Source organism: Vallitalea guaymasensis (genome assembly GCF_018141425.1).
Taxonomy (GTDB): Bacteria; Bacillota; Clostridia; order Lachnospirales; family Vallitaleaceae; genus Vallitalea; species Vallitalea guaymasensis.
The window spans coordinates 3,349,251-3,362,908 of sequence record NZ_CP058561.1 but is presented as its reverse complement, the minus strand read 5'-3'; the positions used below and the strand labels follow the sequence as shown (position 1 = coordinate 3,362,908).

Genomic DNA, 13,658 nt, shown 5'->3' with positions numbered 1-13,658 from the left:
TAGCTAACATATTAATGGGGGTCAGGGTAAAGTGTTATAATCACTTGCCTTACCCTGAGAAGCGGTCGGTCTGCGTGATTATAACACTTTACCCTTCTACCCGTAATTGTAGTGTTAGATATATTTATAAATTAAGTAAAATATATTGAACTTGTTAAAATGGTTTATAGCTGTTTAAGTTCAATATGTATAATTAGTTTTGTTTGTCAACTTCTTTTTTTATTGGAACTAATTGTTGTAAATAATGTCTTTTATTTTTTCTAGGTCGATATGTTTACGTACTAGATTTGCTAGTTTATCGTATTCCATGTCTTTTAATTTTGCGTAGTCTATGTTGTTGTTGCAATCTAGTCCTTTTTTCTTTCTTATGTTATCGAGTATTTGTTTTCTTAGTTCATCGTTATCGAATATTCCGTGTAGATATGTTCCGAAAACATTTTTCTTGGCGTTGATGGCTCCGTCTAATCTGTTATCTTGTAGTTTGATTAGGGGAGTACTTTCGCCCATTAGGTAAGTTTTACCCATGTGGATTTCGTATCCGTTTACTTTTAGGTTACAGGATTTTTTTGCGAAGGGGATTTCCAGCATTATGTTTCCTGTTATTTGGGTTGTTTGTTTGATTTCTTCCATTTCTGTTTTTATTTCTAATAGACCTAGACCATTTATACTGTTCATGACAGTTTCTACGCCTTTTTCGTCGGTTATAGTTTCTCCGAGCATTTGATAGCCTCCGCATATACCAATTATGGGGATATCATTTCTGTGGGCTCTATAGATACCTGCTTTTAGGGATGAATTGTGTATGTATTCCATATCTTTTAGGGTATTTTTACTGCCTGGTATGACTAATAGGTCTATGCCTTCAAAGTCTTCGTTTTCTTTTATGTATCTTACGGATACTCCTTCTTCTAATTCAAAGACAGTGAAATCTGTGAAATTGGACATGTATGGTAAACGGAGAACTCCAATTATGATGTCTCCTTCTGCTTTTCTATCAAATCTTTCTGTAACGCTGTCTTCATCATCTATTTTTAATGGTTCAAAGGGAATTACTCCTAGACATGGTATTTGTAGTTTTTCGTAGAACATATCTATGCCTGGCTGGAGAATTTTCTCGTCTCCTCTGAATTTATTTATTATGTATCCTTTGATTCTTTTTCTTTCTTCTGGTTCAAGGAGCATGACTGTTCCATAGATTGAGGCAAATACTCCACCTTTATCAATGTCACCAATAAGTATTACTGGAGCGTCTACCATCTCAGCCATACCCATGTTGACTATATCATTTTCCCTAAGATTAATTTCTGCTGGACTTCCTGCTCCTTCTAATACAATGACATCATACTTGGATTGTAACTTGTTGTAAGCTTCTACTATATGGTCTTTTAATCCTGCTTTTGTGCCGAAGTAATCTTTTGCGCACATATTCTTGAATATCTTACCATTCAATATTACTTGACTTCCAACATCACTTGTTGGTTTTAGTAGGATTGGATTCATTTCGACAGTAGGTTTTATACGAGCGGCTTCAGCTTGTACAACTTGGGCTCTGCCCATTTCGTTCCCATCTTCTGTTACAAAAGAATTTAGCGCCATATTTTGTGATTTGAATGGAGCTACACTAATTCCATCATCATTTAAAATTCTGCACAAAGCAGCAGTAAGTATACTTTTACCAACGGTAGAAGCTGTTCCCTGAAACATAATATTATTCATTTTATCACTCCATTTTTTTATGCTAGATGCATTTTTATTAGTACTTTCTAATCTTTATCAAGTTATTGGTTGTAATAAGGAACTTACAATATTTTTTGCTCTAATGGGGGATAATGTTTGCAGAAATGTTTAAAGAATTAATATATGTACCATAAATATACATTAAAACAAACCCATATCTCCACACGCAATCTGGATTTAATATACATAGTAATCCATGTAAGTATCCTGACTTATACATAAGCCTAATGCAATGCCTTCCCAAATGCTGATTCAGTGGCTTTTATTGCATTAGTAGTAAATACAGTAGCGGTGGCTGTACTGGATTTTCACCAGTTTCCTTATAAATATAGATTACTTAACTCACTTTTACATATTATAAATAATATTGGTGAGCATATATTAAATTATATATATGAAATCATTATATTCTATAACAAATATAAAATCAATAACTTGACACAAATAAGTTTTTGGATTATACTCAAGTTAATTATTTAGATGTTTGTCTAATAATCTAATAAGTATATAAGGAGTGATTTAATATGAAAAGATTTATTATTTCATTAACAATAATTGCAATGATATTAGTTGGTTGTAAAGGGACTGAACAACAAAATAATGAAGATGCCCAAAACGTGATTAATGATGAACAAGAAGCAAAAGATGATACTACTGATGAAGGTCAATCAGATAATGATGTATTGGTAGATGGCACTGAAGAAGAAATTGCTACAAGCCTGAATAAAGCTTTTATGGATAAAAATTTTGAATTCGTTAGTAACAACTTTAATTATTCTGCTCAATTGAAACAAATGGTTAATGTAAAAATGCTAAAATCAGCAGACAGCCAGATTAATAATTTAGCTGGTGAATTTGAAAAAGTATTATCTACACAAGTAGTGGAACAAGATAATAATAAAATAGTTATTATAACAAATAAGTATAGTAAATCTAATATCAACTGTACTGTATCATTTAATAAAGATAAGGTTATTGAAGGTTTTTCCTTGACACCAGCTCAAGATGTAGAAGAAGTAAGTGTTCCTGAGAATGTTAAAGAAATAGCTGTTGAATTTGGTGAAGAAGAGTATAGACTACCTGGATTGTTAACTATTCCAAAAGATAAAGATGAATATCCTGTCGTTATTCTTGTACATGGTTCTGGTCCAAATGATAAAGATGAAACTGTTGGACCAAACAAGCCATTTCGAGATATTGCATACGGACTTGCAAGTAAAGGTATTGGAGTTCTTAGATATGATAAAAGAGTATTTGCTCACCGTGATAAATGGATATCAGAACAAGAGGAATTGACCGTTTATGATGAAACCATAGATGATGTGGTATATGCATACGATTATATTCTAGATAACAAAGATATTAATGCTTCGGGTGTTTATGTACTTGGTCATAGTCTCAGTGGTTACTTGATGCCTCGTATAGCTAATGAGATTCCAGACGCAAGTGGTTATATTGTATTTGCTGGTCCTTCTAGACCTATGGAAGATTTATTGGTATATCAAATACCTTATTTATCTAATCTAGATGGTAAGATTACTGATGAAGAACAACAGCAAATTGATTATTATCAAAGTGTCTACGATAAAGTTAAAAATATTGATGAATCCAGTAATTATACAACTGCAGATTTGGGTGGAGTAGGCAAAGCTTATTACCTTGATCTAAAAGATTATAAACCTGCTATAGTCGCAAAAGACATTACTAAACCAATGCTATTTTTACAGGGTAAAAGAGATTATCAAGTTACTTTAGAAGACTTTAATATGTGGAAAGAAAGCTTGGAGTCAAAAGATAATGTAACAATGAAATTATATGACGGACTTAATCATTTGTTCATGAAAGGTGAAGGTACTCCTAATCCAGATGAATATTTTGTACCTTCCAGAGTTGATGACAAAGTTATTAGGGATATCTCAGAATGGATTTCTTCTAATTAAGATTCATTGGATAGCTTCATTTGCACATAAAGGGAAACCTTATATTCATCTAAACAAATAAGATTTTTTTAAGAGCTGTGGGATATATTGGGTTTATTTATCCTACAGCCCTTTTATTTATAAATATTACTCAAATTAGTTTACATAAATTACTAGCTAAGTTTATTTTATATTAAGTATTAACTAGGTTGTAACGTAGCGTTTAAGTCAATTGTCATAATGGAATTAACTGGTCTTATTACACCGGCACATGTATTATTAGATTGAGCTATATCATTGAGTTCGAATAACTCATTCTGTGTTATATATGCTAGGAAAGAAGATCCTCCCCCATCAATATTCATAAGATATTTTATATCTCCAAATATATCTTTTGCTATTTCAATCAATTCATAGTAATTAGCCCCAGCACTTTTTTTACTTCGACCTGAACAAACCATAATGAAAAACTTATTATCGCCAGTTACTCCGATAACTGTTCTTGGATGTTTTTCTATTTTATGAATTTCAGATTCCTGAGTCTGCATAGATAATCTTGTCAACCATCCCTCTTGGTAGAATTCTTTCTCAAGTTTCGTCCAATCATCAAATGCTTTACCTTCATATATTAAGAACATTCCTCCACCATAACACCATTCATATTCATCTGAATTTTTTAAGTATAATTGATAAGATATATCCTTAATATCCATATAGCCATCCTTGTCAAATAAAGCTTCATTGAATAGCTTTTCCCATTTCTCTTGGCTAAGAGATACTACTACTCCTATACTAGGTAATACTACATCTCCCTTTCTGATGGTAACAACAAAATCATCAACACATATAATATTTACTCTATTTTCACCAACTATTTTAGTATAGCTGTTATAATCTACTTCATTTTTATCTTCACCCATAGGTGTATAAATAATTACATCTCTTTCATCATTTACATTAATATCTTCATCATCCCATTGTATCTCAGTTCCATTAAGAATGATTTTACCAGCTGATAATTGTTTTCTAAAGAATTCTATACCACCATTTTTCTTTTTACCAATTGCAGCTTTATTGTACAATGGAAATGTTTCAACTGGTTTCAACTGGTTATTTTCATATTTATAATCAATATGCCAGCCATATTTATTAATTCTTTCTTTTTCCCTTGAATCCCTTAATCTGTTATATAACTCTATTGTCTTAGGTGTAATAAAAAACAAGAAGTTTGAGGCAATATAATTTCCTTCTTTTTGCCTTTTAAAGAAACCTCTTGGGTCAACTGCGCTGGTAAACGTATTAATTCTAACATTGATATCTTTTTTATTATCAATTTCTATATAGTCTACTTTAACATCATTGGACCATCTATCTTTAAAAAGATAATCATTTAGATGTACACCTTTAAAATTATTACCAATATGTTTTTTTATTTTCTGTTGTCTAATCTCTTCTTTATTGTACACATCATACTGTTCATCTTCTTTTACCTTATTAATATCTTGTAACTCTATTATTTCATGGGAATTAGAGTTAAAAAATACGTTAGGAAATTCCTCAAACAAAGTATTTATATCTTTTTCATATGCTTCCATCCCTATACAATCATATATCCAACTTAACATTTTATAATTTAATTCTGTTTTTTCTACCATACTGACATAGTTAAATATATTGTAACCCTTATGGATATAAATAAAATGCAACTCATCTTCTCTAAGAGCATTTGTCAATGCTCTAGTCACTAATTTTTCTGATCTACAACATACAAAGGAATCTATATTAAGCTCTTTGAATGACTCTAAGCACCATTCTCCAAATCCGATCAAAATATCATCTGGATTATCAACTTCCAATTTACTAAGATCAAATCCATAGTCACAGTCTTCATCTATTACAAAAGTTATATCTCCTATGTTAATATCTTGATCAGTTTCTCTTATATATTGAACAATATCTTCCTTAGTAGGTATAAAAGTAAAATTATCTTTTTCTTTTGTGATAACATATACTTTTTTGAAGTTGTCTTTTATCTTATTGAGAAATGTAATTAGTTGTGCTACATAAGCATAATTGTCAGCCACTAAATATACATTTTTATTCTTTTCCTGTAATCTATTCAATATATCACTTTGGTCTATTCCATTTATCTCACCATAAGAATATGAATTACTGATAGCTTCTTTTACATAATCTATGCAATCTTGTCCAAAGTACCTATATCTTTTTTTAATTACTTGATCATAGATCATTGCATCTGTTTTTTCATTCATATCTGATAAGAACATGAAGAAATCTTCTAATTCATCCATATATTCATGATATTGTAGATCCCCGATTATACCTTTTTTATATAGTTTTTCAGCAAGTTCATCTTTTATATATTTATTTTGTGTTATTATGTCTGCTGTGACATCTATATATTGATATTGCTTTATCTTTTGATATACAATATATCTTTCTCTTCTAAAACATCCTTTAATAAAATTCTTATCTGCTATATACATTATCTATCCCTCTTCTGTATGGTGCTTATTTATGTCTTATAAAAAGAAGCATTAATGTTATATATTTCAAGTATTATAAATGCTCCCTCCAATTCAAAAAATAATCGTAAAACACATAACCAGCACATCTTTCTATCACATTCACATTTTTTAATATTTTCAAATCTTTATATGAACTAAAGCTATTAATTGATCTATCTATATACTGACTAATTGAATCAATAAATTCATCTCCTAATGAATTGACTAATTTACCTGTGAATATAACTCTTTCCAAGTCTAGTAAAGTTATGATGTTAATCAATGGTTCACATATATATCTTGAAACATCTTCAATTATAGCTCGTATCCTGCTATCTCCTGATTTATATTGTTCAACAAAACTTTCCAAGAATAATCCTGACTTTTTCTCAATTGCTGTAATTGATGCTTCAGTTGTCAAACAACCCTTTTGTCCACATTCACATTGTTTAGGTTCATCAATTGAATGAATTCTTACGTGACCGAATTCACCTACAGTTTGACTGCTTTTCAATAAAGAACCATCTAAAACAAGAGCTGCACCAATACCTGAATCTAACTTTATGAGCATATAATTATTCAATAGCTGTTTTCCGTAATCTGTTTCAGCCAACATATTGACATCATTTTTTATTAGAACTGGAATACCTAAGTATTCCAGCTCTTTCAAAATATTTACACCATCTAATCCAAGATTTTTAGATTTTATTACTAATCCGCTTAATGAATTGATTATCCCTTCAATACTAATTCCAATACCTAATATTCTTTTTTTATCAGCATAACTAATTACTTGTTCTAATAAGTCTTTCACTATATCTAGAACATTTCCAATATCATCTTGTCTTTTATATGTTCGATCAACTAACATGTCACCATCTACATCAAATAAACCCACATTAATCTTTTCCACTGAGACTTCTACTCCAATAGAGCATATATTCTCATTATTTATAGATAATGCCATTGGGTTTCGCCCTTTTGATTTATTTTCAATAGTAACTTCTTTGACAATCCCTTCGTTCAATAATTCTTTAACTAGATTAGTAATTGTTTGATTAGACATATTAGTCATTTCAGCAATCTGAGCTCTATAGATGTTTTTCTCTGAATAGATCAGCTCTAATATTTGCTTTTTATTATTAATCTTCATTAAATCTGGACTAGTAACTTTAATCATATTCTCTCCCTACTTACTTAAATATTTTATTAGCTTCATCTTGTATTTGTTTCATTCCTTCTTCAGGTGTCGTATCACCTATAGCTATTTTTTCAATAGTTTCTGAAATAGCTGTAGATAATTTTGGATATTCTTCAATTGGTGGTCTAGCAACACCATATGTCAACGCTTTTGCAGCTTCAATCATATGTGGATTTTCTTCACCGAATTGTTTATATTTATCGCTTTCTCTAGCTGAATTTGATACTGGTAAGTAACCTGCTTTTATTGCCCATTCTGCATGATTCTCTCCAGTTGTCATATATTTTATAAACTTCAAAGTTTCTTGTTGTACTTTATCATCACTCTTGAACATGAAATAATGGTTAGAGCCTAACCCTGTAGCTAACTTATCTTTTCCTGGTAACATTGCTACTCCTACATTCATTTCATATTTATTAATATAAGCATTAGCTGCTCCTTGTGTAGCGTACACCATAGCTACTTGTTTGTCAATAAATGGGTCTTGTCCAACAGCTGTAGGTGCATATCCGTCCTTAATCATCTTAGTATAGAACTCTAATGCCTCTAGACCTTTTTCGTTGTTGAATCCAATATTGTTTCCTTCTGCATTAAGTACGTCTTGACCATTTTGCCATAAGAATGTCTCAAATGTCCAAGTAGTTCTTTCATTAGGTGCTATAGGTAACCATACTCCATATCTATCTCCGTCAGATAGCTTCTTAGATATATCATATAACTCTTCCCATGTTGTTGGTGGATTATCGATTCCTGCTTCCTTAAACATATCTTTATTATAGATTAGATATAATGTTCCAGCCTCAATTGGCACAGAGTAGATTCTTCCTTTATACTTACCAGCTTCTAATAAACCTATAGGTAAATCACTTTTCAATTCATCATCAAGGATTTCTCCCATGTCAACAAGTTTTCCTGAACTCTCTAATACTCCAGTCCAAGTAGGATATCCCCAAAGCATATTTGGTTCTTCTCCTGAAAGTAATGCAGTTTGAACTTTTTGAAGCATCTCTTCTCCAGTTGCAACAAACTTAGCATTTATTTTTACATTTGGATTTTGTTTTTCGTACTCAGCTATCATTCCATCCAGTACTTCTGTTTTTTCTGCTGTGTATCCATGCCAGAATTCAACAGTTACTTTCTCTTCTGTATCTTTATTATCGGCTTTATCTTTATTTTGCTCTACTGCATCTTTGCCATTGTCATTATTAGTATCTTTTGTTGTATCTTTTTTGCACCCGCTAATTAATAATGATACTATACATAGAGTTGCTAGTAATAAAGTAACAATCTTTTTCCCTTTCATATTAAATCCTCCTTAAGTCATTTGATTAATTGAAATAATTTATTCTTTACCTCCAGAAAATGCAATACTCGCTATTACTTTCTTCTGGAAAATTACAAACACGATTATAACTGGTAATAAAGTTAATGTTGTTCCAGCCATTAATGCTCCCCAATCTGTTTCGATAGCATTAACTTCTTTAAAATAAGCTAATCCCAATTGTAATGTATATAACTCTTCTTTATTAACAATCAGCAACGGCCAAAAATATTGGTTCCAGGCATAGATGAATATTAATATAAAAGATGTAGATAAAATGGGTTTTGATATAGGAAGAACTATAGAAGTAACAATCCTAAAAGTTGAACATCCATCAATCATAGCCGCTTCTTCTATTTCCTTTGGTATTTTCATAAAGAATTGTCTTAACAAAAATACTATCAATGCACTCCATGTAAACGGAACTATTATACCTGGTAAAGTATTCAATAAATGTAATTCTTTTAGTATTAATATCATTGGTATCATAATTGTTTGTGCCGGTAACATCAATCCAGCTAACAAAATGACAAACAGTAAATTCTTTCCTTTGAATTCCATTCTTGCAAATGCATAAGCAGCCATTACTGATGTTACTAACTGCCCGATTATGATAAATATTGTAACTGTAACACTATTCATAAAGAATCTAACGAATGGAAAGCTAGAAATTGCCTTACTGAAATTATCAAAATTAAAACTGCTTGGTATCCATTTTATCGGAATAGTAAAGATTTCATTTGCTGATTTGAATGATGTTGATATCATCCATAAAAAAGGCAATATCATTGCTATCGCTATTCCATATAAAATAATATACTTGGATATTTTTTTAATAGTCATATCAATTCTCCTCAACAAATTTTTTCTGAATTACTGTAATCAATACAGTTAGTGCAAACAATACAAATGCTATGGCAGATGCATATCCTATTTCATACTCAACAAAACCGACTTTATATAAATAAGTAACCAGCATCTCTGTTTTTCCTATAGGACCTCCATTTGTTGTTACTTTCACAATATCAAATATTTGAAAAAATGAATATATTGTACTTGATACTATAACAAAAAACATTGTAGGTCTAAGTAGCGGCATGGTAATTCTAAAAAACTTTTGAATGCTATTAGCTCCATCTATCTCAGCAGCTTCATTGATAGATTTGGATATGGATAACAGTCCGGCTATAAATATTACCATATTGTAACCTATGCTTTTCCAAACTCCTATGATGATAAGTGCTGGCATAGCCAAATTCGGATCGGAAAACCACTTCTTAGGTCCTATACCAAATACAGATATAATGCTGTTTAACAAGCCATATTTATCTGGTAAGAAAATCCAAGACCACACAACCCCTACAGCTACAAGTGAAACAATATGAGGTAAGAAGAAGACACCTTTCAAAAATTGATATCCCTTTATTGTTTCATCCATTATATAGCTAAGTACCAATGATATAAAAACACTTAATGGCACTGTAATAGCTGCATATACCAATGTATTCTTAAGTGCATTAAGGAAATCTTTATCATCAAATAACCTCATATAATTCTGAAATCCAACAAAGACTTTGTCTATTGAAAACCCGTTCCATTCAACAAGTGTAAGACTAAAAGAATATATAAGAGGTATTATAAAAAATACTATGAATAAAATGTATGTTGGTGCAATTAATAAGTAGGGTGTGTATTTTTTCTTATTCAAGAATATTCCTCCTTTCTGTATTAATCAAATGACTTGATTAATTAATTTCATTATAAATATTTTGTAGTTATTTGTCAACATATTTTTTCTAATGATTTGATTAATTGTAATTATGCACAAAAAAACTATACTAAATATATTTTTTATAATAATATATATAGTATAGTTAATATCAACAGATTTTATTAAGATTCTAACCAAAACCTACTTGCAAGCCTTTAATTTCATGACTTTTATCCTCTATGATTAACAATGCTCTTTAATTCTTTTGCCCTAATATCTTCCAATTTATAATACTCTCCATTAATTTCATCTGATAATTTTTTACCTAACCCTAATTGGATAAAACCGCTTTCTGTATCAATTACCATAGTTTGTATACCTTCATTTCTTATCATCCCAGCCATATGTAAGACATCATCTATAGGCTTACCCTTGTTCAATGAAACATTAGCTTTGCCATCTGTGACAAGCACCATCAAAGGCTCTGTATCAGGTTCTTTTACTTTATATGATTTTAGCAATTCGTAAGCTGCATATAACCCAGAAGCTAAAGGAGTTTTCCCCCCTGTAGGTATATTCTTGAGCCTCTTTTCTGCCATATCTACACTTTTTGTTATTGGAAGTAGAACTTCTGCTTTATCTTTTCTAAAAGCAATCATACCTACTTTATCCCTCTTTTGATAAGCATCATTCAACATTGAGATGATTGCTGATTTTACAGCCCTCATTCGTTGTTTTGTTCCCATAGAACCACTTGCATCAACTACAAACAATATTGTACTCCCTGTCCTTCTCTCTCTTATTTTTTCTCTTATATCTGACCTATCAATAACTATAGATACTTTATCATTATTTCTAAACTTTTGATAAGGTAATGCAGCCCTTAATGTTGCATCAAATGCAATAGAACTAACTTTACCTTTAGGTATGGAATATTTTATATATCTACCTTTTTGAGAATCATTCTTAACTTTAGTCCTTTTTCCAGTACCTTTTATCTTTTTAACATTATTTGTAGATTTTATTTCCAGGGGAATAATTTTGTCGTTATATAAGGGTTGTTCAATCTTTTCTTGTGAATGGGGTTCATTACTTGATTCATTACTCTTATCATTTTTCTTACTGTTATCACCAATCTGTTCATCAGTTAAATCATTGTCTCTTTTATTCATAAAATCATCATTATTATTATTCCTTTTGCTAATATCATCATTTTCTATATCTCTATTTCTTATATCATCAGTTTTACTATTATTTGAACTTGCATTATTCTGTGTTTCATCTCTATTAGTGTCCTTATCATTATTATTTGGGTCTCTCCTAGATTCATTTACATTAGGTATCTCTCTCATCCTATGAGGCAAACTATAACCTGCCGCCTCTTCAATATCATCACTAATAACATTTTTTCTTCTATCAAGTGCTGCTATTGCCTTAGCAGTTTCCACTATTGATATCTCAGCCCTATGACCTGAGCAATTTCCCCCTCTAGCAATATCAGCAGCAAAATACATTAGTTCTTCATCTACCACTACATCTTTGATAATCTCTCTAGCATCAGCTATTTCATCACGTATTCTATGATTTTCCTTTTGCCAATCCTTAATAAATCCGATAGGACCTTCTTCATATTCCAGCCTTCTCTTTATTATTTCCTTACGTTCCTGAATATCTCTAGAACCTCTACTCTCCACATATAACCCGAATCGATCAATAAATTGAGGACGTAAATACCCCTCCTCAGGATTCATGGTCCCTATCAATATGAACTTAGATTCATGACTGAAAGATAAACCTTCCCTTTCAATTTTGTTAACACCCGAAGATGATACCTCAAGCAAACAATTAACAATATGTTCACTCAAAAGATTAACTTCATCAACATACAAAATATTTTCATTAGCCTTATGTAAAACACCATAATCTACAGCTTTCTTACCTCTAGAAATTGCTTTTTCGATATCAATAGTCCCAATGAGCCTATCCTCAGTAATATTCAACGGAAGATTAACAACACTTTCACTAATTACATCAGCTAACCCTCTTACCAAAGTAGACTTTGCTGTACCTTTCTCACCGCTTATCAAAACACCACCAACAGCAGGATTAACCGCATTAAGTATAAGAGCTTTCTTAACTTTCTCCTGTCCAGCAATAGCTGCAAAAGGAAATACCAATTCTGATCTATTCATAGTCATACACCTATCCAATAATTTGTTTTACCCTTTCAAAATCTAATACTCCTTCTTCAAAAGGTCTTCTTCTCATTCTATGTGGTAACACTAACTCTGCCGCCTCTAACAAATCCTCTTTCATTACCTTAGTTCTTCCATTAAATGCCGCATTAGTGACTGCTGTCTTAACCATAGTAATATCCGCCCTATGTCCATCAACCTCTAACTCAATAGACAATCTAGCAACAATATCCAATATCTCATCTGTATATCCAACCTTACTCAACAAACTCTTAGCCTTCATTACTCTTTCATTCAATATATTATTATCTTGAATATATCTCTCAACAAACTTCTCAGGATTATCTTCATACTCCAATCTTCTCTTAATAACCTCAACCCTTTTTTCCGTTTCCCTTTCTCCCATCACTTCTACAACAAGCCCAAATCTATCAAGAAGCTGTGGTCTAAGATCTCCTTCCTCAGGATTCATGGTCCCAACCAACACAAATCTAGCAGGATGAGTATAAGATATTCCTTCTCTCTCAATAGTGTTAACCCCCATAGCCGCCGAATCAAGCAAAATATCCACAACATGGTCATCCAATAGATTAACTTCATCAATATATAGTATATTTCTATTAGCTTCCGCCAAAATTCCAGATTCAAATTTCTTCTCACCCATCTTAATAGCATGCTCAATGTCAAGAGTTCCAACAACTCTATCCTCCGTTGCACTAACAGGCAAATCAACTACTCTCATCTTACCCTTATGCTTGGTGACATCTCCAGACTCAATTAAACCCACACATTCATCACAACATTCACTTATTTCTTCTGGATTACAATGAAACTTGCAACCACTAATCTCTTTTCTCTCCGGCAACAGATCAGCCAAAGCTCTCACAGCAGTAGATTTAGCTGTTCCCTTCTCACCTCTAATCAATACCCCTCCAAGAGAAGGATTAATTATATTAAGCAAAAGAGCTTTCTTCATGTTATCTTGTCCCACTATAGCAGTAAAGGGATATTGCCTTTTTATATTTTCCATAACTTTAACTCCTTTT

The 13,658-nt window shown here is 31.4% G+C and carries 9 protein-coding genes and 1 riboswitch; of the genes, 1 reads left to right on the top strand and 8 read right to left on the bottom strand.

Features of this window, described 5'->3' with window-relative positions; genetic code table 11:
- Nucleotides 1-228 precede the first annotated feature (228 nt).
- On the bottom strand, nt 229-1,716 hold the full coding sequence (locus tag HYG85_RS14490) for a cobyric acid synthase (RefSeq protein WP_212690269.1): 1,488 nt from the start codon (nt 1,714-1,716) through the stop codon (nt 229-231).
- A 201-nt stretch (nt 1,717-1,917) separates the two neighbouring features.
- A riboswitch (cobalamin riboswitch) is annotated at nt 1,918-2,093 on the bottom strand.
- 168 nt (nt 2,094-2,261) lie between these two features.
- On the opposite strand from HYG85_RS14490, the gene HYG85_RS14485 reads away from it, so the two are divergent.
- On the top strand, nt 2,262-3,677 hold the full coding sequence (locus HYG85_RS14485; RefSeq protein WP_212690268.1) for an alpha/beta hydrolase: 1,416 nt from the start codon (nt 2,262-2,264) through the stop codon (nt 3,675-3,677).
- A gap of 179 nt (nt 3,678-3,856) precedes the next feature.
- Here HYG85_RS14485 and HYG85_RS14480 read toward each other — a convergent pair whose 3' ends face one another.
- The 7 genes from HYG85_RS14480 to HYG85_RS14450 all read right to left on the bottom strand — a co-directional run bounded on the left by HYG85_RS14480 (nt 3,857) and on the right by HYG85_RS14450 (nt 13,642).
- Nucleotides 3,857-6,163 (bottom strand): phosphodiester glycosidase family protein, encoded by a 2,307-nt coding sequence (locus tag HYG85_RS14480; RefSeq protein ID WP_212690267.1) that lies wholly within the window; start codon nt 6,161-6,163, stop codon nt 3,857-3,859.
- 73 nt (nt 6,164-6,236) lie between these two features.
- A complete protein-coding gene (locus HYG85_RS14475; RefSeq protein ID WP_113673543.1) occupies nt 6,237-7,364 on the bottom strand; it encodes an ROK family transcriptional regulator in 1,128 nt (375 codons plus the stop codon).
- Between the two features lie 13 nt (nt 7,365-7,377).
- A complete protein-coding gene (locus HYG85_RS14470) occupies nt 7,378-8,688 on the bottom strand; it encodes an ABC transporter substrate-binding protein (protein WP_212690266.1) in 1,311 nt (436 codons plus the stop codon).
- Nucleotides 8,689-8,727: 39 nt separating this feature from the next.
- Entirely contained in the window at nt 8,728-9,549 is an 822-nt protein-coding gene (locus tag HYG85_RS14465; RefSeq protein ID WP_212690265.1) for a carbohydrate ABC transporter permease, read from the bottom strand.
- A 1-nt stretch (nt 9,550) separates the two neighbouring features.
- On the bottom strand, nt 9,551-10,414 hold the full coding sequence (locus HYG85_RS14460) for a carbohydrate ABC transporter permease (protein ID WP_113673540.1): 864 nt from the start codon (nt 10,412-10,414) through the stop codon (nt 9,551-9,553).
- Nucleotides 10,415-10,647: 233 nt separating this feature from the next.
- Nucleotides 10,648-12,609 carry a magnesium chelatase subunit D family protein gene (locus HYG85_RS14455; protein ID WP_212690264.1) on the bottom strand — a complete coding sequence of 654 codons (1,962 nt, stop codon included), beginning with the start codon at nt 12,607-12,609 and terminating at the stop codon, nt 10,648-10,650.
- A 10-nt stretch (nt 12,610-12,619) separates the two neighbouring features.
- On the bottom strand, nt 12,620-13,642 hold the full coding sequence (locus HYG85_RS14450) for an ATP-binding protein (RefSeq protein ID WP_212690263.1): 1,023 nt from the start codon (nt 13,640-13,642) through the stop codon (nt 12,620-12,622).
- Nucleotides 13,643-13,658 lie beyond the last annotated feature (16 nt).